The sequence below is a fragment of the Aminobacterium sp. UBA4908 genome, assembly GCF_002398115.1.
GTDB classification, from domain to species: domain Bacteria; phylum Synergistota; class Synergistia; order Synergistales; family Aminobacteriaceae; genus Aminobacterium; species Aminobacterium mobile.
Window position 1 is genome coordinate 15,482 of the sequence record NZ_DHCG01000010.1, and the last position, 22,313, is coordinate 37,794.

General features: G+C 46.2%; 22 protein-coding genes. 5 read left to right on the forward strand and 17 right to left on the reverse strand.

Going from position 1 to position 22,313, the window contains the following annotated elements; all coding sequences use genetic code 11:
* Positions 1 to 39: 39 nt before the first annotated feature.
* Positions 40 to 1,002 (reverse strand): DnaJ C-terminal domain-containing protein, encoded by a 963-nt coding sequence (locus B4J50_RS08565; protein ID WP_286847274.1) that lies wholly within the window; start codon positions 1,000 to 1,002, stop codon positions 40 to 42.
* A 136-nt stretch (positions 1,003 to 1,138) separates the two neighbouring features.
* Here B4J50_RS08565 and B4J50_RS08570 point away from each other — a divergent pair, with 136 nt between their 5' ends.
* Positions 1,139 to 2,971 carry an aldehyde ferredoxin oxidoreductase family protein gene (locus tag B4J50_RS08570; protein ID WP_034327083.1) on the forward strand — a complete coding sequence of 611 codons (1,833 nt, stop codon included), beginning with the start codon at positions 1,139 to 1,141 and terminating at the stop codon, positions 2,969 to 2,971.
* Positions 2,972 to 3,125: 154 nt separating this feature from the next.
* On the opposite strand, the gene B4J50_RS08575 is transcribed toward B4J50_RS08570, so the two are convergent.
* The 5 genes from B4J50_RS08575 to B4J50_RS08595 are packed head-to-tail and all read right to left on the reverse strand — an operon-like array spanning position 3,126 to position 6,547.
* Positions 3,126 to 3,692 carry a DNA-3-methyladenine glycosylase I gene (locus B4J50_RS08575; RefSeq protein WP_034327064.1) on the reverse strand — a complete coding sequence of 189 codons (567 nt, stop codon included), beginning with the start codon at positions 3,690 to 3,692 and terminating at the stop codon, positions 3,126 to 3,128.
* Entirely contained in the window at positions 3,689 to 4,468 is a 780-nt protein-coding gene (locus tag B4J50_RS08580) for a HesA/MoeB/ThiF family protein (RefSeq protein WP_286847276.1), read from the reverse strand. Before B4J50_RS08580 ends, B4J50_RS08575 begins: the two co-directional genes overlap by 4 nt.
* A gap of 11 nt (positions 4,469 to 4,479) precedes the next feature.
* Positions 4,480 to 4,911: a Fe-S cluster assembly scaffold protein NifU gene (gene nifU / locus B4J50_RS08585; RefSeq protein ID WP_024822835.1), complete on the reverse strand. Its 432-nt coding sequence runs from the start codon at positions 4,909 to 4,911 to the stop codon at positions 4,480 to 4,482.
* A 4-nt stretch (positions 4,912 to 4,915) separates the two neighbouring features.
* Positions 4,916 to 6,106 carry a cysteine desulfurase NifS gene (gene nifS / locus B4J50_RS08590; RefSeq protein ID WP_024822834.1) on the reverse strand — a complete coding sequence of 397 codons (1,191 nt, stop codon included), beginning with the start codon at positions 6,104 to 6,106 and terminating at the stop codon, positions 4,916 to 4,918.
* Positions 6,107 to 6,124: 18 nt separating this feature from the next.
* Complete coding sequence (locus B4J50_RS08595; protein ID WP_024822833.1) at positions 6,125 to 6,547, reverse strand: RrF2 family transcriptional regulator; 423 nt, start codon at positions 6,545 to 6,547, stop codon at positions 6,125 to 6,127.
* Positions 6,548 to 6,694: 147 nt separating this feature from the next.
* On the opposite strand from B4J50_RS08595, the gene B4J50_RS08600 reads away from it, so the two are divergent.
* A complete protein-coding gene (locus B4J50_RS08600) occupies positions 6,695 to 6,976 on the forward strand; it encodes a MoaD/ThiS family protein (protein ID WP_024822832.1) in 282 nt (93 codons plus the stop codon).
* A 205-nt stretch (positions 6,977 to 7,181) separates the two neighbouring features.
* Here B4J50_RS08600 and B4J50_RS08605 read toward each other — a convergent pair whose 3' ends face one another.
* The 5 genes from B4J50_RS08605 to B4J50_RS08625 all read right to left on the reverse strand — a co-directional run bounded on the left by B4J50_RS08605 (position 7,182) and on the right by B4J50_RS08625 (position 11,633).
* Complete coding sequence (locus B4J50_RS08605) at positions 7,182 to 7,928, reverse strand: ABC transporter ATP-binding protein (protein WP_024822831.1); 747 nt, start codon at positions 7,926 to 7,928, stop codon at positions 7,182 to 7,184.
* Positions 7,921 to 8,700, reverse strand: a complete 780-nt coding sequence (locus B4J50_RS08610; protein WP_024822830.1) for an ABC transporter ATP-binding protein — start codon at positions 8,698 to 8,700, stop codon at positions 7,921 to 7,923. Before B4J50_RS08610 ends, B4J50_RS08605 begins: the two co-directional genes overlap by 8 nt.
* Positions 8,684 to 9,550 carry a branched-chain amino acid ABC transporter permease gene (locus tag B4J50_RS08615; protein ID WP_024822829.1) on the reverse strand — a complete coding sequence of 289 codons (867 nt, stop codon included), beginning with the start codon at positions 9,548 to 9,550 and terminating at the stop codon, positions 8,684 to 8,686. Before B4J50_RS08615 ends, B4J50_RS08610 begins: the two co-directional genes overlap by 17 nt.
* An 8-nt stretch (positions 9,551 to 9,558) precedes the next feature.
* The gene (locus B4J50_RS08620) at positions 9,559 to 10,440 is read right to left on the reverse strand and encodes a branched-chain amino acid ABC transporter permease (protein WP_024822828.1); all 882 of its coding nucleotides are present in this window, start codon (positions 10,438 to 10,440) and stop codon (positions 9,559 to 9,561) included.
* An 80-nt stretch (positions 10,441 to 10,520) separates the two neighbouring features.
* Positions 10,521 to 11,633 carry an ABC transporter substrate-binding protein gene (locus B4J50_RS08625; protein ID WP_051461166.1) on the reverse strand — a complete coding sequence of 371 codons (1,113 nt, stop codon included), beginning with the start codon at positions 11,631 to 11,633 and terminating at the stop codon, positions 10,521 to 10,523.
* A gap of 189 nt (positions 11,634 to 11,822) precedes the next feature.
* On the opposite strand from B4J50_RS08625, the gene B4J50_RS08630 reads away from it, so the two are divergent.
* Positions 11,823 to 12,917, forward strand: coding sequence for a hypothetical protein (locus B4J50_RS08630; protein ID WP_024822826.1), 1,095 nt, complete (start codon positions 11,823 to 11,825; stop codon positions 12,915 to 12,917).
* An 84-nt stretch (positions 12,918 to 13,001) separates the two neighbouring features.
* On the opposite strand, the gene B4J50_RS08635 is transcribed toward B4J50_RS08630, so the two are convergent.
* The 5 genes from B4J50_RS08635 to yedE form a co-directional block, all read right to left on the reverse strand.
* On the reverse strand, positions 13,002 to 14,660 hold the full coding sequence (locus tag B4J50_RS08635) for a M20/M25/M40 family metallo-hydrolase (protein WP_024822825.1): 1,659 nt from the start codon (positions 14,658 to 14,660) through the stop codon (positions 13,002 to 13,004).
* A gap of 5 nt (positions 14,661 to 14,665) precedes the next feature.
* Positions 14,666 to 16,915, reverse strand: coding sequence for a mechanosensitive ion channel domain-containing protein (locus tag B4J50_RS08640; protein WP_286847283.1), 2,250 nt, complete (start codon positions 16,913 to 16,915; stop codon positions 14,666 to 14,668).
* Positions 16,916 to 17,013: 98 nt separating this feature from the next.
* Positions 17,014 to 18,111: an NAD(P)H-dependent flavin oxidoreductase gene (locus B4J50_RS08645; RefSeq protein ID WP_286954095.1), complete on the reverse strand. Its 1,098-nt coding sequence runs from the start codon at positions 18,109 to 18,111 to the stop codon at positions 17,014 to 17,016.
* Between the two features lie 117 nt (positions 18,112 to 18,228).
* The gene (locus tag B4J50_RS08650; RefSeq protein ID WP_024822822.1) at positions 18,229 to 18,447 is read right to left on the reverse strand and encodes a sulfurtransferase TusA family protein; all 219 of its coding nucleotides are present in this window, start codon (positions 18,445 to 18,447) and stop codon (positions 18,229 to 18,231) included.
* Positions 18,448 to 18,458: 11 nt separating this feature from the next.
* The gene (gene yedE, locus B4J50_RS08655) at positions 18,459 to 19,550 is read right to left on the reverse strand and encodes a YedE family putative selenium transporter (RefSeq protein ID WP_286847287.1); all 1,092 of its coding nucleotides are present in this window, start codon (positions 19,548 to 19,550) and stop codon (positions 18,459 to 18,461) included.
* 199 nt (positions 19,551 to 19,749) lie between these two features.
* Here yedE and B4J50_RS08660 point away from each other — a divergent pair, with 199 nt between their 5' ends.
* Positions 19,750 to 20,220 (forward strand): chemotaxis protein CheW, encoded by a 471-nt coding sequence (locus B4J50_RS08660; RefSeq protein ID WP_286847289.1) that lies wholly within the window; start codon positions 19,750 to 19,752, stop codon positions 20,218 to 20,220.
* A gap of 95 nt (positions 20,221 to 20,315) precedes the next feature.
* On the opposite strand, the gene B4J50_RS08665 is transcribed toward B4J50_RS08660, so the two are convergent.
* Positions 20,316 to 21,095, reverse strand: coding sequence for an HD domain-containing protein (locus tag B4J50_RS08665; protein ID WP_286847291.1), 780 nt, complete (start codon positions 21,093 to 21,095; stop codon positions 20,316 to 20,318).
* Between the two features lie 159 nt (positions 21,096 to 21,254).
* Between B4J50_RS08665 and B4J50_RS08670 the strand changes: the two genes are divergently transcribed.
* A complete protein-coding gene (locus B4J50_RS08670; protein WP_286847293.1) occupies positions 21,255 to 22,307 on the forward strand; it encodes a PQQ-binding-like beta-propeller repeat protein in 1,053 nt (350 codons plus the stop codon).
* The last annotated feature ends 6 nt before the right edge of the window (positions 22,308 to 22,313 follow it).

The window sequence follows — 22,313 nt, forward strand, 5'->3', positions numbered from 1 at the left end:
GGTCTCTGCCTCCTAACGTTTCGGCGTTATTGACAGGCCTCAGCCCCTTGGGTTAAAGAAAGATTCATCGGCAAGAGCCTGAAAAAGCTCTCTCTCCCGAGGAGTTAACTTTTTAGGAACAACAATTTCAATAACCACATAGAGATCGCCAGGAGCCGTTCCTTTTCTACGGGGTAGCCCTTTCCCTCTTAAACGCAGTCGCTGCCCACTCTGCGTTCCAGCAGGGAGCTTCATGCTCACCACGCCATCCAGTGTCGCCACCGGTATAGTAGCACCAAGGGCCGCCTCCCATGGAGAGACTCGCACCACCGTGGTCAAGTCATATTGATTCACGTCAAACCGAGGGTCTTTCCGGATGCGGACGGTAATGAAAAGGTCCCCTGCCGGAGATCCCCCTACACCGGGACTTCCCTTCCCTGCAATCCGAATGCGGCTTCCATCAGTAATTCCTTTCGGGAAATTCACTGTCAGCCTCTGCCAGCGAGGAATCCTCCTCCCATCCCGGGAAACATCGTACCCCTCTAGAGAAATAGTTTTAGATTCGCCACGCAAAATTTCTTCCAAGGAGAGCTCAAGCTGTACCTCCACATCTTCTCCCTTACGGCGACGAGGTGTTCTGGAAAAGAAAAAATCCTCCGCTCCCATAGAACCATTCTCGCCGAAACCACCAAAAATAGTTCGGAAAAAGTCGCTAAAATCTCCTAGATTCTCGCCAAAATCCATGCGGAAGGTCCCACTATTCCCCCACTCTGGCGGCGGTGTAAAACTTTGCCCTTCCTGCCACTGGCTTCCAAGAGCATCATATCTCTGGCGCTTGTCGGGATCTTTAAGAACCTCATAAGCCTCATTAATTTCTTTATAACGTTCTTCGCTCCCAGGAGCTTTATTTACATCTGGATGATATTTCTTAGCGAGATTGCGATACGCTTTCCGTATTTCATCCTGAGATGCATTTCGTGCCACTCCAAGAATGGCATAATAATCTTTATATGCTATAGCCATAGCATCGCCACCTCTCTTTGACCTTTCCTAACCAATTATTATACAATTCTTTTGGAACTCTTCAACTCTCCCTTTTGTGGAGTATATAATTCAAAGAGGAACAAATGCAATAAAAAGGGGGCGGCTGATAGTGAAAATGCAGATGGTACGCATCCATCTCTCAAACGGTACGGTGGAACCTTTTACAGTGGACGAAGGGCTGGCACGGAAATATATTGGCGGTTCCGGTCTTGGTACCTATTTCCTCTTCAAATATTCCCAAGCTGGAGCTGATCCACTCGGCGCTGACAATCCCCTTATCTTCATGAACGGCCCTTTCCAAGGCACTGGTATTCCCACATCAGGGCGACATGAGATTCTCTCAAAATCACCTCTTACCGAAGCCTTTGGTGAGTCAGACGCTGGAGGCAGTTTTGGTTTCCATCTCCTCAAAAGCGGTTACTACGGCATTATTATTCTCGGGAAATCAGAACATCCTGTTTATATTGCAATCCGAAACGGGGAGGTGTCTATAAAGGACGGACAACACCTGTGGGGAAAAGACACCTTTGAAACGCAGGCTCTTCTGGAAAAGGAGATGGGGGGACCTTGCGGCGTAGCCTGCATTGGGCAGGCAGGGGAACGCGGCGCTCTTATAGCCAACATTATGCACGATGGCTCACATGCAAGGGCTGCAGGCCGATGTGGCCTCGGTGCTGTAATGGGGAGTAAGAACCTAAAGGCCATTGTAGCCACAGGAAGATACCGCCCTTCTCTCTTCGACGAGGAAACCGTTCACAAGCTATCGAAAGAAAAATATAAACTTTTCGCAGAAAAACTGGCAGGAATGACGCGATTTGGTACGCCTGGAGGCGTTGCACTTGCCGAAGAATATGGCGATCTCCCTCTCAAAAACTGGCAGGAAGGTTCGTGGAAACCTGAAGTTTCTTCACTCACAGGAGAAACCATGGCAGAAACAATTCTCTCGGGAAACTATGGCTGTATGGCATGTCCTATTCGGTGCGGCAGAGAAGTAACCTTCGACAATATTGATGGAGCCGGGCCTGAATACGAAACAATCGGCATGTTAGGCAGCAACTGCCTCATTAATAACTTAAAAGATGTTGCCAGAGCAGCAGATATATGCAATCGCTACGGCCTCGATACGATCTCTACAGGAGCAGCTATAGCCTTTGCAATGGAACTCTATGAACGGGAAATCATTACTGAACAGGAAATTGGCTTCCCCTTGGTATGGGGTGATGGGAAGGCCATGATACGAATGGTAGAAGCTATTGGCAAACGAGAAGGATTTGGAGCTCTCCTCGGCCTTGGGACTCGCAAAGCTGCGGAAAAAATAGGTCGTGGCGCAGGAACCTATGCTATTCACGTAAAAGGACTTGATCTTCCGGCTCACGACCCTCGATGCTATAAGAGCCTTGCCACAGGCTATGCCACATCTCCTCGCGGAGCTTGCCATCTTTCGGGGTATTCCTACGCATGTGAACGAAACGCCATCTATCCCGATTTTGGCATAACAGAGGTTCTCGACCGAAGCATTGATGAAGGGAAAGGGGCTCTGAATATCGTATTCCAAAACTATATGTGCATTCTCGATTCCCTGAAAATATGCAAATTCCCCTTTTTAGCAGCCCTCTCAGTGCAGGATATTCTTACATGGATCCGAGGAGTTACTGGATGGGATATGTCTCGACAGGAGCTTGAGGAATGTGGAGAGCGCATCTTCACCCTTAAGAGGCTTTTCAACGGAGGATGTGGATTAACCAAAGACAACGACACTCTTCCTTCACGTATTCTAAAGGAACCCCGTGGCAGCGGCGGTGCAGCCTTCACTCTCCCAAACCTGAAGCATCAATTAGATGAATATTACGAACGTAGAGGATGGTCCGCAAATGGACTTCCAACTGAAGAACAACTCAAGAAACTGGGTTTGGAAGAGTTTTCGTCGTGGCTTCACGCTATGCCTTGAAAAGCATCTTAACGATTTTTTCCAGATGGGTGAGATCTGAGAAAAATTTCACTCATCTGGAACAAATATATTGAGTTAACCGTAGCGAGGTTGCGTCAACCTGCAATATGTTTTCTTGACACCCCCCTCTTCTACGGGCTTCATTTCTCTCTATCTACGAAACTGCACAGAAACAATCTTTAACGTGGTCGTCAATAATACCTACAGCTTGCAAATAAGAATAACAAATAACAGGCCCGACAAAAGTAAATCCTCGCTTCTTCAAAGCCCGGCTGACCTTCTCGGAAAGGGTGCTCTGAGCGGGAACCATTTCCATTCTCTCCCATCGGTTCACTACAGGCGATCCGTGAACAAAATCCCAGAGGAAAGAAGCGAAGGAACCATACTCCTTCTCAACATCCAAAAAACAACGGGCATTATTCACAGCAGAAGCAATCTTTAATCGGTTACGGATAATGGAAGGGTTCTTACATAAATCAACTATCTTCTCTTCGCCGAATCGAGCCACTTTTTCAGGATCAAAACCCTCAAAAGCTTCTCTATACCCTTCTCGTTTCTTCAAAATAGTAAGCCAGTTCAAGCCAGCTTGGGCCCCCTCTAAAACGAGAAACTCGAAAAGAGTGACGTCACAAAAAACCGGTTTTCCCCACTCATTGTCATGATAGTCTATAAGAAGGGGATCCCCCTCAGCCCACTGACAACGATGTTTTTGAATCTTCATAGCTCCAATGTCTCCATACTTAAATTTGTAAGATCCACGCATGTAAGAGTTCCCCAGGCCACAGGGCCACAGCCAGAAAGGTAGATAAGTGCTTCTGACGCCTCCATAGCACCTATGACAAAAGGAGTACAGCTCGGAGTTCCAGCCACAACCTCCATCCCCTGATCCGGAAGTTTCCCCTCGAAAAGATCAAAATGGGTACGCTCCCACGGAAGGAATCGTCCTACTTGCCCAACCATCCCTCCAATAGCCCCATGAATAACGGGAATCCGCCCTGCCTCACATCCGCTATACAGAATTTTCCTCGCCCAATTACTGTCTAAAGCATCAAGAGCTATATTTTGTCCGTCCAGAAGTTCTTCGCAATTCTGTTCTGTAAGCATAGAAGTCACTACACGGACGTCAACGCTCCCATTCACTTCCAATGCTCGCAGTTGAGCCGCCTGGGCTTTGTTCGCGCCAAGATTTTTTTCCATTGCAAGAAGTTGCCGATTTAAATTACTTGGAACAAAAGAATCACCGTCTACTACTGTTAACCTTCCCACGCCAGCTCGAGCGAGCACCTCTATAATAACTCCGCCTAACCCTCCACAGCCTGCCACGAGGGCGCGGGAGCGAGCCAAACGAAGCTGGCCCTCTACTCCCCATGTCCCTATATTTCTCTCATATCGTTCAGGGATCAGGTTCTGCTCCAACAAAGAAATCTCCACTTCTCGGCGGGAAATTCCTTCTCGTCGACTTCGACTCTCAATCTCGGCCAGGGAAACAACTCCCATTACTTTCTTCCTTAATGATGGTGAGAATGTTCTTCCACCAACTCGTCGTGACTCTTCTCTTCCCATGGCTCCAGTCCCTGACGATGGCGATAATCATTAATAGCAGCGTGGATTGCCTCCTCGGCCAGTACTGAACAGTGCATTTTTATTGGAGGAAGCCCATCAAGAGCTTCGGCTACAGCACTATTGGTAAGATCCCACGCTTCTTTTACGCTCTTCCCTTTCACCAGTTCAGTCGCCATACTTGACGAGGCTATGGCTGAGGCACATCCAAAGGTTTTAAATTTAATATCCGTTATATGGTCATCCTCAACTCTTATATATATTTTCATAATGTCACCACATTTAGGATTCCCAGCCTCGCCAACACCATCTGCGTCTACAATCTCTCCCACATTCCGAGGGTTCTGGAAGTGATCCATCACTTTATCGCTATATAGCATGGCACTAGCTCCTTTCCTGAGCTTTTATAAAATCTTCCCATAATGGAGACATATTCCTTCGTCTTTCCACAATACCTGAAAGTTTCTCCACTACATAATGGACGTCTTCATCTGTTGTGGATTCTCCAAGAGTTAACCGAAGAGACCCATGGGCCATCTCGTGAGAAAGCCCTATAGCCATAAGCACATGGGAAGGGTCCAGAGAACCTGAAGAACAAGCACTTCCTGTGGAGGCAGATATGCCGAACATATCGAGATCCATGAGCATAGTCTCCCCCTCAATGCCAATAAGGCTCACATTCACGTTATTTGGAAGCCGCGTATCTCCAAGAGCTCCATTGACTCTTGCATAGGGAATGCGCTTCATAATTTCATCTATGAGCTTATTTCGCAACGCTGAAAGTCTCTTCTGTTCTTCGACCATTTTCTTCCCGGCTCGTTCGATAGCTACACCCAAACCAACAATTCCTGCAACATTCTCTGTCGTTGCCCGTCGGCCTTTCTCTTGGCCGCCTCCATGGATAAAGTTATCGAGCTTCACGCCTTTCCTTAAAAACATTACACCGGTTCCCTTCGGCCCATAAAACTTGTGTGCTGAAAGAGAGAGCATATCAATATTCATGGCCTTCACATCGATAGGGACATGGGCCACAGCCTGTACGGCATCGGTGTGGAACAAAACGCCGCGCTCTCTACACAGTTTTCCTATCTTTTCTATAGGCTGGATCGTTCCTATCTCGTTGTTAGCGAACATAACTGAAACGAGAATTGTTCCATCAGTTATAGCTTTCGCCACATCCTCAACGGAGACACGCCCTTCCTCGTCTACGTCCAGATATGTAATATCGTAGCCTAAACGTGCGAGGTACTCTGCCGAATGGAGAATGGCATGATGTTCAATTTTCGTAGTGATAATATGATTTCCCTTGTTTCTATATGTAAAAGCCGCTCCCTTCAACGCCCAGTTATCAGATTCTGTTCCGCCGCTTGTAAAGAAAATCTCTGCCGGGGAAGCATTGAGAACACGAGCTACTTTCTCTCTTGCCTCTTCAATGGCCTTTTTGTTTTGCTGGCCTAACGTATAAAGAGAAGAAGGGTTCCCAAAAGATTCTGTAAAGTAAGGGGCCATGGCATGGAATACATCTGGAGCAACTGGTGTTGTTGCGGCGTGATCCATATATACCTGTCGACTCATCTTCTGATCCTGCCTTTCTCACTCTATTTCCGCGGGTGTATCTTCCGCAATTAAATCTCGTAATGTCGTTGATTCTAATACCTCATCAATACTGTTGCGCAACCGTACCCACAGGTTTCGCGCCGGGCAGCTATCCTCATTAAGGCACTCACTTCCTTCAAGGCAATCTGCCAAGTAGATGGGGCCCTCCAGCACTTCTACAACTGCAGCCACTGTTATCTTCTCTGGAGATTGGCTCAGGAGATAGCCTCCCTGCGGGCCTCGGATACTCTCCACCAGCCCCTGTCTTCGCAGCTTCAGAAAAAGCTGCTCCAGATATCGCTCGGAAATATGTTCTTTTGCAGCTATCTCCGTAATACTTACCGGCTCCTGTTTATTATATTGCCGAGCAAGCTCTAACATGGCCCGAAGACCATACCTTGTTTTTGTAGACAGTTTCACGGGGCTGTTCACCTTCTTTCTTCGAGAACTTTACTGCGCAACTATTCATACTATACCCTACCATATTTGTCAAGAATATATTGATGGGATTTGCAAACTCTATCTCGAAAATAGATAATACGTATAGGGAAAGGAGGGGAGCAACAAATGATACTTCGAGTACATGCTTTTCTTATGTACGCTACTGGTCAAAAAGAATTTAACATCCCGGCGCCTCCCACTGTAAAAGATCTTCTGAAAGATCTCTCGGAAAAATACGGAGAGAAATTTGACAAGTGGATTTGGTCTGGCAACGACATGCCAAAAAAGCTTTTAATGGGCACCATCATTATGGTGAATGGGAAACACATCGTCCATTTACAAGGGCTGGACACCCCTCTGAACGACAGTGACACTGTTAATATTTTCCCACCTGTCGGGGGAGGGTAAAAGGAAGCTTATGCATTAGCTGGCTAGTGACACGAGGCCACTCTACTTTGCCGATGATTTGTGCTAGCAAACTGTTAAGCCAGACAGGGGAAATAATATATATTTGCTCAATAAAAAAGCAGGGGCTTTTTACAATGGGAAGCCCCTGCTTTTACGCAACCTACATCTAATATATCTTCTTACGTATACGGACTTCTCTTCTCCTTTACAGAAGACCTTTTTTCCGTCCAGTGCCGAGATAGGCACCCCGAATATCCGGGTTATTCAAAAGCTCGGAAGAAGTTCCTGCCAAAATAAGCCCTCCTGTCTGAAGCACGTAGCCTCGATCAGATAAAAGAAGGGCCTGTCGGGCATTCTGCTCCACAAGAAGAATTGTTACTCCTTCAGAGTTAATTCTTTTCAGCTCCTTAAAAATGTCTTTTATGATAATAGGCGCCAACCCCAGCGACGGCTCATCGAGGAGAAGAAGCCTCGGACGAGACATGAGAGCCCGGCCAATAGACAGCATTTGCTGTTCGCCTCCGGAAAGAGTACCCGCATATTGGCTCTTTCGCTCTTCCAGCCTAGGGAAGAGCGAGAAAACCCACTCTAAATCCTCCCGAATCTGTCCCCTGTCCCGCCTTGGGAAAGCTCCCATCATCAGGTTCTCATAGACTGTAAGAGAAACAAACACTCGCCGCCCTTCAGGAACAAGGGACACTCCCTGTTTCACTACATCATAACTTCGACGAGCCAAAGGACCTCCATCAAAAAGGATTTCGCCTCCCTCTCTCGGAACCTCCGCCATGAGAGCATTCATCAAAGTGGACTTCCCTGCACCATTAGCTCCAATAACACATACAATTTCCCCTTCATTTACATAAAGAGACACTCCCCGTAATGCCCGAATCGCCCCATAGCTTACCTGCAAATTATGGACATTGAGGAGAGGACACTGCTGAGGCTCAGTCATGATGATTTTCCTCCTCCCCAAGATACGCTTTAAGCACTTCCGGATCGTTCTGAATATCTTCAGGGGACCCTTCCGCAATTTTAGCCCCGAAATTCATACAAATAATATGAGGACACACTTCCATAACCAGATCCATATGATGCTCTATAACGAGAATAGCCAGAGGAAAATCTTTATGAATCTCTCGAATCAGCTCATTAAGAGCCAGCACTTCTTCGGGATTCATTCCCGCGGCTGGTTCATCTAAAAGTAACAGTCTCGGATTCAAAGCCAGGGCTCTGGCTATCTCAAGTCGCCGTTGATAACCATAGGGAAGAGTACCTGCAGGTTGTAATGCCCGATCGGCAAGCCCCACCCTCTGCAGAAGCTCCATGCTCATATCACGGATACTCCGTTCTTTTTCCCTCCATCGTCCCATATGGGTTACCGCCTCAGCGAAAGAATAGGGTTCTTGGCACTGAGCTGCGGTCATCACATTCTCAAGAGCAGAGGAACGAGGGAAAAGACGCAGATTCTGGAAGGTCCTCGCTATGTCTCTTTGAATAATCTCGTACGTTTTAAGGGATGTAATATCTTCCCCCTCAAAAAGAATGCGACCAGAATCAGGGGCATATACACCGGTAATGATGTTGAAGATTGTGGTTTTTCCTGCTCCGTTAGGACCGATCAACCCCACTACGTCACGTTCACCCATCATAAAGCTCATATTCTGAACAGCCTGAACGCCGCCAAAAGATTTGTTGATTCTATCTAACTCAAGGAGTGCCGCCATGGTCTTTCCTCCTGAAAAACTTTCTCGTAAGATCTTCGCCATTAAGCCCTCCCATAATCCCCTCCGGACGAAGCACCATAATAACAACTAACACTGCACCATAAATAAGCATGCGATATTGGGAGATGGGACGAAAGAGTTCCGTAACCAATGTAATGACCACTGTCCCAACAAGGGTGCCAGTCATAGACCCCAAACCACCAAAAACCACGACAGCCGTAAGTTCTGTAGATTTAAGCATATCGAACATAATAGGTTGGATAAAAGAAAGGAATCCAGCCAGCAGGGCACCAGCAACGCCGCAATAAAACGCCGATATAATGAGACTGAGGATTCGTATCTTTGCTGTAGGAAGTCCGAGGAGAGATGCGGCAACGTAATCATCACGACAGGCCTTGAAAGATCGGCCGTATCTACTTTTAATAAAATTAAACATGCATATGGCCATAATGACAAAAAAGGTAAGCGCCACAGGAAGAGTTGTGTAGGGCTCAATGCCAGGATATCCCCGGGCCCCTCGCGTAAGAGACTGCCAATTCTCGAGGATCAAACGAATAGCCTCACCCAAGCCAATGGATGCAATGGCGTAATAATCTCCCATAAGACGCAACGTAGGAACTCCTATGCCGTAAGCCACCAGAACCGCCACCCCTCCACCTAACAGAATAGCCGGGAACCAGTGCAATCCATAATGCACCGTAAGAATGGCAGATGTGTAAGCCCCCAAAGCCATATAGGCAGCGTGCCCTAACGTGAATACGCCAGTAAAACCCGTTAAAAGAGAAACCCCCATAGCCGCAATGCCGTTGATGCAAAGAAGAATAATAATACCTTCAGTATATCCAGACATAGCCCCACCTACACCTTTTCGCCAACCTGTTTACCAAACAACCCCGTAGGACGAATAAGAAGGGTTATAACCAGAAGTGAGAAAACCACCAAATCTCTCATCTGGCTCGATATAAAGCCTGCTGTCAGCATTTCTGCCAACCCGAGGATCAAACTCCCCACCACAGCTCCAGGCAAAGATCCCAGCCCGCCAATGACAGCCGCCACAAAGGCCTTGATTGTAATGGCTCCCAACTGAGGGTAGAGAGTATAACGAACGGAGAGGAATATTCCCCCTATAGCTGCTAAAGCCCCTGCCACAAAAAAGACAATTGACACGAGAAGATTCACATTCACTCCCATGAGCCCGGCAGTACGCAGATCACAAGCTGCTGCCCGTATAGCCAATCCCCATTTGGTTTTTGTAAGGAAAATTTGCAAGCAGCCCAGGGCCACCAATGCCACGACAAAAGAAAGCAGATCGAAAGCACTAGTTGTAGCAATATTGAAAAGATGGACCGGCTGGGTTGGAATAACGGGAGGCAAGGCCCGAAAGCGCCCTCCCGCCACAATGACAAAAATATTTTCAATCACAATGCTCATGCCCATAGAAGCAATTAAAAGATAGAGAGTAACCCGTGTTCGTTCACGAATAGGCTTATAGGCAATACGCTCAGTCACAACTGCCGCAACCCCGGCGCCCAGCAAGGAAATAAAGCCCGCCACCCATATACTGAGCCCTAATGTTTTCAGAGCTCCATAACAAAGATAGCCGCCAATAACAAGGAATCCTCCATGAGCGAAATTTGAGAAAAGGAGAATGGAGTAGACAAGAGAATACCCCACGGCAATGAGAGCATAGACAGAACCAAGGGAAAGACCGTTAATCACTTGCTGCAACAAAGTAGCCATTGATCGTCTCACTCCTTCCTTAAGAAAACGGGGCGGCTCTATAAAAACCGCCCCGTATAGTAGGTAATCTCTTCGTTTTCCTAAGGTTTGATCTTCTTAAAGAACTGCCCTCGTCCGTCTTTCGCGATGAGGACTACGCCATCTTTGTCTTTGGGAGTATTCGTTTCGGGATCGATCGTAATGGTAGCATGATGAAGCACAAGACCAGATGTAGCGGCCAAGGCATCACGAATAGCTTTAGGATCATCCTTCCCCGCCCTGGCAATAGCGTCGGCAAGCCAATAGATAGAATCATAGCCCAAAACACCATTCACAAACTCTTTACATTCATCTTTCCATTTTTCTTTATAGGCCTTGAAGAAGGGCTGCATGGCAGGATCTTCAGGGGCTACATGGTTAATCCAATAGGAGTTTTCCATTGCGGGCCCAGCTATTTCCCACATGAACTCGCCATATCCATCCCCACCAACAAAAATAATGTCTTTTAATCCAAGCTCCCTAGCCTGTTTCATAATAAGAGCCATTTCTTTTCCCATGTTGGGAAGTACCAGCACATCAGCTTTCTTGTCTCGTATCTCCGTGAGTTGGGCTCTAAAATCTACATCCTGTCCTCCACGGAAACCGAGATCAGCTACAACTTTCCCACCATATTCCCCATAGCTTTTCATAAAAAATTCCCGAAGGCCTTGAGAGTAATCATTCCCTACATCATAAAGAATTGCTGCATTCATTCGCTTTAATTCATTCGCTGCAAAATAGGCAATAAGTTTTCCCTGATAGGGGTCAGTAAAACAAATTCGGAAAGAGTACGGACGGACCTTCCCTTTCTCGTCTACCGTCACCAGCGGATTCGTAGAGACAGTACCAATCTGCGGAACTTCATATCTGTTCACAAGAGGAGCCGTTGCAATATTAATACCACTGCCATTTGCTCCTACAATGGCAACAACTTTGTCTTCCTCTATCATGCGCCGCACGGCATTCACGGCATCTTCAGCCCTGGTTCTGAAATCGTACACTACAAGTTCAAGTTTTCTCCCCAAAACGCCTCCTTGAGCGTTGATTTCATCCACTGCCATACGAGCCGTCTTTTCTTCAGTCTGCCCATACGCCGCCCAATCCCCGGTAAGAGCTGCCAAGTAACCAATCTTAATTGGTTTCTCTTCTGCAGCAGCTGGGGCAAGGAGAACCATCCCCAACAGAAGCCCAAGCACAACAAGCCCTACCACTCTCTTCAAACAGATACTGCTTCCTTTCACCACGTACCACCTCCTATAGAAAGTTTGCTGTGAGGTATAATCATTGTACAGAGAAAACAAGTCGTAATGCAATTGAAATTTTTCTAATAGTCTATAAATTATAACATCCAGGAGGGAAAAGGTATGTCTTTTCAATTACCAATTTATATTGAACCAGACTTCCAAAAAGAGCCCTTCTTCTCCGCTCGGGAAGCAACGGTAAAAACAGTAGAGAAAGAAGGCGTGGCTCCTTCCAATTACCACGCTCTTTCTATTTTCCCCGAGTACTTCAAGGTTGGAGGGCAATGGATTCTTGTTTCTGAAAGCAGAATGGACTGCGTCCCCGTTCTTCGTGAGGGCCTTGTTGTGGAGGCTGTAGAGTTTCGCCATCTTCATATTGGAGATATGGTTTTCGTCGGAAGAAATGAAGATGGAAGCGAAGGAATATACGTCCATTCCCACGGTTTCAAGACAACGAACGTGAAGGAAAACCAAGATATTTTCTCCTTTCGTACTGGCCGATCCAGGGAGACTGCCTACTCACGAGATTACGACATGCTTTACGAACTTTTAAGATATGAAAAAGACCATGGTTACATTGTATGGGTTCTAGGTCCAGCTGTAGTTTTCGATCACGACTCGAGAAGCGCCCTGTCGGAACTGATAGAACATGGCTATGCTCATGCCCTCCTGGCTGGCAACGCCCTCGCCACCCACGACCTAGAAGGTGGCATGATGAGAACAGCTCTTGGTCAAAACATTTATACCCAGGCCCAACAACCTCTCGGTCATTACAATCACCTGGATCTTCTCAACACTGCGCGAAATTACGGCTCTTTAGAGAAGCTTATAAGAGAAGAAGATATTCGAGATGGCGTTATTTATTCTGCTCTTAAAAAGGGCGTTCCCATTGTACTTGCTGGATCTATACGGGACGATGGCCCGCTGCCGCCTGTTATCGGGGATGTATACGAGGCTCAAGATGCCATGAGAACACATACCCGCAAAGCTACAACCATGATCGCTCTCGCTACCCAGCTCCATACTATTGCTGCCGGGAACATGACTCCTGCATTCACATGCAAAGAGGGGAAGATCCGCCCTGTATATATCTATTCCGTTGACGTATCAGAATTCGCAGTAAATAAGCTTCGGGATCGGGGAACTCTCTCGGTCACTCCCATCGTGACCAACGTGCAGGACTTTTTGGTTCATCTTCGCAATAATCTTGTTCCCTAGCGCATAAAACGGGAAGAGAGATACATGAGGTTTGAGGGAAATTATTAATTTTAGTTCTCCACTACAAGGGAGACCCATTGCGTTTTATTCAACGTTTGTTTCTTTACAAAGGTCCGGAATTCGCTCCAACGCCTCAACAAAAAGAAGGGGAAGACCGTGAAGAGCGTAGGGAAGGTAGAGCCGCTCTGTAGATTGATGTGCGTCTTTCCCTATAGGTCCCATATTCAGAATTGGGATATGAAGGCATAAAATGTCTTCCGAAGGGAAATAATAGTCTATATTCCAAAGAGGGGTATTTTGAGCCACCCCTTCAAGATCATTTAAATTTCCCTGAAACCCTAAATAACTAAGATCCATAATTCCCTCAAAAATTTCTCGCACTTCCAGGGAGAATCCAATATTCTTTCCCTTTTGGACAAGCTCTTCGCATAAAAGGCGCATCCCCTTCTCCCCGGCAATCTCTTCATTATTGCACCGAGAGGGATAATAAGGAGGCAAAAAACCTATAACAATAAAAGGACCCTTTCTTCCCCATTGACGGGCAAGGGTTTGCATTACCTCTATACCTCGTTGATGAATGTTTTTTCCATCATGAATAGAGAGCGCTATTTCCTTCATAAGAGCTTTAGGGGAAAGGCCTCGTTTTCTGGCAACCTCACAGAGTAGTTCTTCCACCGTTATAACGGCCCCTCGCTCCGGCTCTCCATCAAAAAGAGATGGGGCCAATTTTTTTCCCGACGATTCACGAAGGGCAAGAGCCTGTTGTAACGCTTCTTGCGCTCGTTGTTTCATATAAGCCAACAGTTGCCGAGGAGACTTCGTAACGAGAAGGCTATTGAAAAAAGTGACCGCCATTTCTGGAAGAGTAACAGAATAACCATCTTGTAAATCTGCAAGCTTCAACCCAGCCATTGGGGGGAAAGAAAAACCACGCCATGTATCAGCGCTCTCTTCATCTCCCTCTATAAGTACGGTAAGGCATGACGCCATAAGAGTTGCACTAACCCCCTTAAAATACTCTCCCACATGAGCCTCTCGCCCTACACAAAGAAAAACAGGCATAAGTTTGCCAATCGTTCCCAAATAGAGAGCTCCCTTTTCTTTTGGCTCTCCCACAGAAGGCTCTGTATTCAAACAGGCTATATATTGAAGACCCTTCTCTTCTCTAAAACGACGAAGCCACGGTACAACACTTCGCATGCCGGAAGACATGTTTTCTTCGTCACATACGGCAAGAAACAACAGGTTTGCACCAAGCTCCTCTCTGGCCTGAGCGTACATCTTCATACATGCCATTTCCAATGCCAAGCCATACTTCATATCGGCAATACCACGACCAAAAAGATACTCACCACTCTCTAGATCTCGTCTAACATCGGAAGGCAACATTTCCTTTTGAATTCGAGCCATATACTCTTGGGGCTCAAAAGCCCAAGAAGCAAGTGAGCCAAACCCTTCTGTTCCTACCACATCAAAGTGACCTGTAAGAATAATGGTTTGGCTACACGAAGGGAACGCTTCAAGAAAAGCTCCCACACAAAAGCGCTGCAAAGGGTCATTTTCTACTGGAATCATGACTATATGTTCAGGATGAGATTGGAAGTAGGGTAAAGAAGCTACCCACTCATATATATAATGCCCTACATTGTTTTCTTCTCCCGGCAATGTGGTAACGCTCGGAAAAGAAACTAGCTTTAGGCACAAGGACAGAAGTTCAGGTGGGGACGGAACTAATTGTCCCATGAGTTTTATTCCCTCCTATTATCCCTTTCCCCATGCGTTACTGTCACAGGAAGAGGAGCCGCTGCATCAAGATGAATGTCCATTTGAGGGAAAGCAATGGAAACTTTTTGCGTTTCAAAAAGATCAAGTATTTTATAACGCAGATCGCTTTGCACCTTAAAACGAGCCGTTTGGCGCATGTCCAGCCAAAAATAGAGATCGAACTCAAGAGCACTGGTACCGAAATTTCGGAACACTACATAGGGTTCTGGCATAGAAAGCACATTAGGATGAGACGTTGCTGCCTGAAGAAGAAGCCTCTCTACGTCCTTTACTGAAGAGCCATAAGCCACGCCAACGCTTACAACCCCTCGAAGCAACTGATCGGAAAGATTCCAGTTTATAATTCGATTCTCCAAAAAATATCGATTCGGAACAAGCACGTCTACATTATCAAAAGTACGGATTCTGGTAGAACGTGCCCCTATCTCTTCAACTGTACCGAGAACATCATCAACCTGCACCACATCTCGTAGTCTGAAGGGTTTGCTCATAAAGAGAATCAAACCGCTGATAAGGTTGCTGAAAAAATTTTGAGCGCCAATGCCAAGGCCAAGAACAAGAGCACCACCTAGAAAGGCAAAAGCCGTTAAAGGAATATTTACCATATCTAAAGCCATGAGGACAAAAAGAAAGGTGAGGAAAAAGAAAAGCCCTTTCTGTATCGCCATAGCTGCGGTAGGGTCCATCTCAAATCGTTCAAGAAGACGCTTCGTAAACCACTTGGTCACTTTACGGCTTATAAGCAACCCCAAAAGTACAATAATAACTGCCAGGATCAATTTTTTAATTGTAATGGTATAGCCGTTCCCAGACCATAACTGGAAATTAAGAAACGCCAAAACCCTCTCACGACCTGCTGAAGAAACCTTTTCCGTGAGCGTTACCGACCCTAGTCGGCTGTCTACCTCTTCAAGCAAGCGATTATTGAGCATAGATACCCCTAGTAACCGAGACATATATTGGGTATTAAGTTCTGCCTGTTTTTTTAATCCATCGCTCTCTCTTTTCAGGAACTTCAACACTTGAGAACTTTCATTTTGAGAAGCATAAAGATTATTTACCGATAAAAGCCTCGATTGCAAGGAAATTTGTTTTTTCTGCAATCCAAGCAACAAGCTGTCGAGGTTTTTCTTTCGGACGTTCACATCTACTTGAAGTTTCACGAGCTCTTCCGTAGGAAGTTTTTTCTGCAGTAACCTATATCGAGCTTCCCAAATTTCTCTCGTCTCTTCCTCCCAGAGCCTCGCCTGATCTGTTTGGTCAAGGGCCGTCTGATAGTATGTCTGCCATACTTCTTTTTCCTTTAAGGCAGCCTTATATATATCTTTCTTTTCTCCTTCCGGCGCCGTCTCGAAGTGGGTTTGTGCGTTCACCAGTTCCTCTGTAGCTGTATTAAGGTCTTTCCTCAGCTCATCTGCCTGACGCTGAAGATCTGCTTCTCTCTCTTTTATCTGATCGATCTGCCTGTTCAGATCTGCCTCATCATATTGAAGATTTTGCCCAATCCATTTCAACCCATCAAGCAAATTTTTCTTGTCCATCTCTAAAAGATTAAGGCGGAGGCGGCTTTCTTCCAAGGACTTTTCTCCTGAGGCAAATAGCAAACGATCCCTTTCAAGCTGTAATTCTGCCTGTTGTTTCTCCCACTCGGAAGCCCCCCCATTTTGCAATGCCTCTTCCAAGGCTACGAGACGTTGTTCATCAACCCTTGCCCTATCGCGAAGAGAAGGGAGACTGCCTTCAACAAAACGTTGTCCATAACTTATAGTATCGATTTCCTGGGAAATAGGATCGAGGTGTTCTCTATAGCCCTCATAAAAACTAAGAGAGTAGGGAGGCTTTTTTTCTACGAAAGCAGCCACATCTCTCTTCATATCGCTCTGCCTACGGTCAAAATCAGCCTGCAATTGAGCAATACGATCTGAAAGAGACTGGAAACGCCGATATAGGGTCAACAGCGATTCAAAAAGGCCTAAACGCTCCTGAAATTGGAATGACGAAAGCCCACCTTGTTCCGATGTCAACTGTTTTTCTGAAGCTCGTAAACTATCAATATTCTTTTGTATCTCTTCTACTCGTGCCTGTACCTTCTCTACTGTATACGGAGATTCTTGAGATGTAGACTCTTCTGTGGCGAGCTGTGAAGGGAGCGAAGGGACTTGAGCCATAGCCGCAGACGCTAAGAATAGAAGGGATAGTACACTCAAAAGCATGAAGACATTTGCTGAAAAAAAGGTTTTTCTAAACACTGTACACCACTCCCGAAAGAAAAGGCGAACTCTACTCTAGGAAGAGTTCGCCTAAGGGAGAATTACTCATTCCCCTCGTTTGATCCAAAAAGTTCTTCAATAATATCTGCTACATGTTCCATCTTGGTAATTTTCGTCACATTGGAGCCACAGAAAAATAATCCTTCTTCCCAATTACCGAAGTAGGCATCCATAAGGGCTTGCGCAATGCAGAATGTCTTTTTCTCCGTACGATAACGGCAATGGGTTAGACAGTTAGCAATACACGGTTTTCTCCCTACTTCGCCGTTTAAGTACTTCTCTATGAAGGGAGACCGAATGGCTCGGCCCGGAAGACCTGCTGGACTCTGAATAATCACAACATCATCTTCTGTAGCGTCAATATATGCCTGCTTAAAACGATCTGATGCATCCCCTTCAAAAGTACAGGCGAAACGGGTTCCCATTTGCACGCCACTGGCACCAAGATCAAAAACATGTTCCACATCTTCCCTTGTCCAGATTCCTCCTGCAGCAATAATAGGAATCGGAGCTTTCAGCTCTTTCTCTAAATACTCTACTAACTCTGGTATTACTACATCCAGGGAAAATTCTGGATTCTCTACTTGCTCCATTTTTGTTACCCCAAGGTGTCCTCCTGCGTAAAGAGGCGTTTCCACTACAAAGCCATCAGGAAGACGATGGTACAAACGTTCCCACCGACGGGCCAGAAGACTCGCAGCCTTCGTAGAGCTGACAATAGGAACGAGCGCTACATCGGGGAAATCCTTGGTATAGTCAGGAAGCTTGATGGGCAACCCAGCTCCTGAAATAATAATATTGACTCCGCCCTCGCACGCAGCTCGCACGTGGAGTTCATAGTCAGTAAGGGCCACCATGCAGTTGACAGCGAGAACGCCCGACTCTCCTGTAATCTCTCGAGCTCGTATGAGCCCCTCTTTGACCGCTCTCTGATTAGCCTCAAAATAGTTATGACCGTTGTAATAAGGTTCAGTACAGGCTAACCCTACACTGGCAATCGTGCCGACCCCTCCATAACGCGCCACATGTCCCGCCAAATTCGGGCCGGATATAGCGACGCCCATCCCCCCCTGAACCAGGGGGTAACGCGGCTGATACTTTCCCACTTTTAAAACAGGAATGGAACGGCTCAACAACATCTCTCCTCTTTTAGCATAGATCTTGCCTTTGCTATTTTTAGACAAGCTTGCCTATTCTATCCTAAAAGGGAGACTCGCTTCAACAAAAGAATTCAAAAATAAAGTATCCATAGGCATTTACTTCGTAAGAATCACTTTATATCCACCTTCAAATTCGTCGATGGCAACGTTCCATTTCTGGCTTCGCCCAAAACGAGCCACATTTTCCCGAGATGTTACAGTGTCTACTAATATTTCCACCCGGCCACCAGTCAAATCTTTAAGAACTTTCCGCGTCTCAAGAACTGGCTGGGGACAAGAAAGGCCTCGAGCATCAACAATACGAGATTCGCTCATCTTATTTCCTCCTAATCCAATCTCTCTCGCATCATAAATCCAACGGCGAGACAGAAAATGAAGCCGACTATAACCGAAGATGGACCAAAAGCGCCTGTCCCTCCAGGAGAGCTAGCCAAGTTAAAGTTGTGGCTAAATGCCGCACCAACAAGCATTCCAAGCACAAAAACAGCAGCATCGCCATCACCTTCGCCACTCATAATAAACTGACGGCCAGGGCATCCGCCTGCTAACGTAAAGGCCAGGCCAGATACAACCATCCCCATAAAATTCCAAAGAGCATTGGAATGAGCCACAGGCTGTCCCTCAAAGCCAGGATGAAACTGTCCTAATGCTATATTCGCCACAAAAGCTACGACGATAAAAGCCAAAACTCCGTTAAATAGATGAGCATCTCGCAACATAATAAGATCACGAATAGCTCCTACTGTACAGAAACGGCTCCTCTGCGCCATCCATCCAACAATAAGGCCTACAGCAAGAGCCACCATAAGAGGAGCATGAGCTGCCCCCGGGCCCTTCTCCGAAAAAAAGATAGGGCCAGAACCTTCAGGACCAAAAGTTGGCGCCATAATAAGCAAAACAAGAAGAGCCACAGCTGCTATGGGCATAAACAGGCCTGATGGTTTCGCTGACTCATAAGAACGCCCCAGACTAAAGCCCTTCCACAAGAAAACAATACCAATACCTATGCCCGCAACAAGACCGGCAATGCCAGCAATGGCATTCCAATCTCCTCCGGCTAACCGGAGATACGCTCTCCATGGGCAACCGAGAAAAACTAAAGCCCCTATCATCGCAAACATGCCCAAAAAGAAACGGATCACTGGAGAAGACCCGCTGCGAGGAACATATTCGCGATACGCAAGAGCTGAAATGAAAGAGCCGAGAATAAAGCCGGCTATTTCCGGACGAATATACTGAACTACACCTGCCCGATGAAGCCCTAGAGCACCAGCTATATCTCTGGTAAAACATGCGACACAGATTCCCATGTTGCCCGGATTTCCCCAATGCACCAGAAGAGCGGCAAGAAGCCCAACAACCCCGCCTGTGATGATAGGTCCAATGCGAGACATGAGAAGGGAATTAAGACTTTTCATACAAAGCACCTCTCTCATTAAGAAGATTAAAGCTGCTATTAATATAGCTAACCGGTATTTATTTTATTACTTTTATTAATATTTATTATTACCACTATCGAAGATTTTATGCAACTCGACACTATTATTTTCCGATTCTTTGCTATTATTAATATAGGTTGAAGTTCTGATCCTCACAAAGGAAGGTGAAGACAAGGATATGGCTGAACAACAATTAGTAGTGTTTGCTCTTGGCAGCGAAGAATTTGGCATCGACATCTCACAAGTACGAGAGATCGTCAGGACTCAGGAAATTACGAAAATTCCTCAAGCTTCGAATTTTATTGAAGGGATTGTAAACCTCCGCGGGCAGATTGTTCCTATCGTAGATTTATGCAAGCGTTTTGGAATTGGGAACACAACTGTGGAAGATGACGGACAGCGACGAATTATTGTTGTCAATATGGAATCTCAGATGGTAGGGATTCTCGTAGACGGGGTCAGTGAAATTCTGCGAATCCCAGACGGCGCAGTAGAGACACCTCCCCAAATGATCGCCATGGGAATGAATCGGGAATTTATTACCGGTGTTGCTAAAGTTGAGAAACGCCTGATCATCATTCTCGATCTTAACAAGGTTTTTTCTTTTGAAGAGCAAGCGGAGCTTAGCGAAGTAGAAACCACCGCATAAAAAAAGAGGGGAGCTTGAAATGCACCTCCAAATGCTGGCTTCTTTGTCCAACTTTTGGAGAGCTGAACAGCTCCTCCTCTTTTCCTTTTCTATTTCTATAAAAGGGCAAGTTGTGCCTCTACATGCTTCATGGCTTTCTCGATAAAAGGAAGCAACTCCTTCTCTTTTTGAAGCTGATCTACAATCCAGGAGAGACTTCCCGCTTCTTCAAGCATCTGAAATGTTTGAGGATAATTGATATCGAATACCCAACTCAATTGTAATGCAAGGAAATCTGTTAATGAGTGGACTTTCTTATAAGAGGCTTTCCCAGTAGACACTAAATCCTCCAACAGATCTGGAGAGACTGGCACTTCCTCTTTCAGTCCTGGAGAAAGTTCCTGCACTTTCCCCTCTTTTATACATTGTCGAATTAAGGCTAAGATATCGATCTTATCCGCATCCCTTACAAGTTGACATAGAGTCCGTTCCTCAGGAGACAACGTGTCTGCAATATCCATTTTGTTATGGTAACGGATTCCTTCGAGAAGAATTTTTTTAGTTGAGGGGGAGATTCCAGACCAAGGGAAAGAACGTTCAAGGATGGTTACTCCTGCATCCCCGTGGTCTATAGAGCTTCCATCAGAAAAGGTACCATAGTCTCGATATTGAGGGAATCGCCCTATATCATGGAGCAACCCAAGAACGTCTGCTATGCGAACTGCGTCTCCTTCCCATTCAAGGGCCGTGGCGAGAGAACCACTATTCGCCTCCACTCGATAACTATGTTCCTTTTTCAAAAGAAGCAGATGGGGAAGATCGCCTTCTGGAGTGGCAAAATCCGCAACAAAATCTTCAAACCATTTTCGGGCAAGGATAAGATGCTCTACCTTCATAGGAATATCAACCTTCTTCACGCAGCGAGTATATAGATGGCTATTATACCGTACATATAGAGTAATTAGGCCTGCATTAACAGTCTAATATAATGTAGAATATAGTGTAGATTATAGTATACGTTACATAAATATAGACTCGAAAGGGGAGCTGAACGAATGAAAAAAAGTTACCTCCTTTTTTTGTTAGTTACTCTTTCTATCTTTACTTACAATTATGTTGCCCTGGCTTCGGAAGTTCAACCTCTTTGGCAATTTGAGGCCAGTACTCCTCTTACTGGAACGCCTGCAGCTGCAAACAACACCGTCTACATAGGTGATGAAGGTGGATCTGTCTACGCCCTAGATGGAGAGACAGGAGCTTTGATATGGCAATATCTAGCAGGGACATCTATCAACGGTTCTCCAGCTATAAACGATACCACTCTTTTTGTCGGGGGAACTGACGGAAGAATCTTTGCTCTTAATCGGGGAACAGGAAACTTGCTATGGCAAACTCTGGTCGGGACCGACTTGGGACCTGGCGCTATATGGGGATCTCCTATATACGGTTCTGATCTTCTCTTTGCAGGCAGTGCTGATGGGCGAATATATGCCTTTGACCCTACCACCGGTGCTGTTCTATGGACCTTCGATACTGGCAGGGAGCTCCGTTCCACTCCTCTCTACCATGAAGGACTCCTCTACGTGGGAGATCATACAGGGAAATTTCATGCTCTCGACCCCAAAACAGGAAAAAGGCAGTGGGGCGGCGGATCTGGTGGTCCCATTGACACGGCCTCCACAACATGGAAGGGATTTATCTACTTCGGGAGCTGGGATGGTCGTCTTTCCTCAGTAAAAATAAAGGGGATCATTCCCCAGTGGAAGTACAATGCCGGCGCGGCTATTACTACATCAGCCATTCCTGCAGATGGGCGGCTCTTTTTCGGAACTCAAAACGGAGTATTTCACGCTATAGATGCCATCACGGGGCAACGACTCTGGACCTTCGCCCTTGATGGAGCCGTTCATGCAAATCCTGTAGTAGATAATGGGATTGTTTACATTGGAACCGATACGGGGAAAATTATTGCTCTCTCAGCGGGAAATGGGCAAGAAGAATGGACCTATCAGACAGGGCGGGAGATTCTTGCCTCTCCTGTTGTTTATAACGGAATTCTCTATGTTGGCAGCATGGATGGCAAGGTATACGCCTTCAGGATACGTTAATAAAAG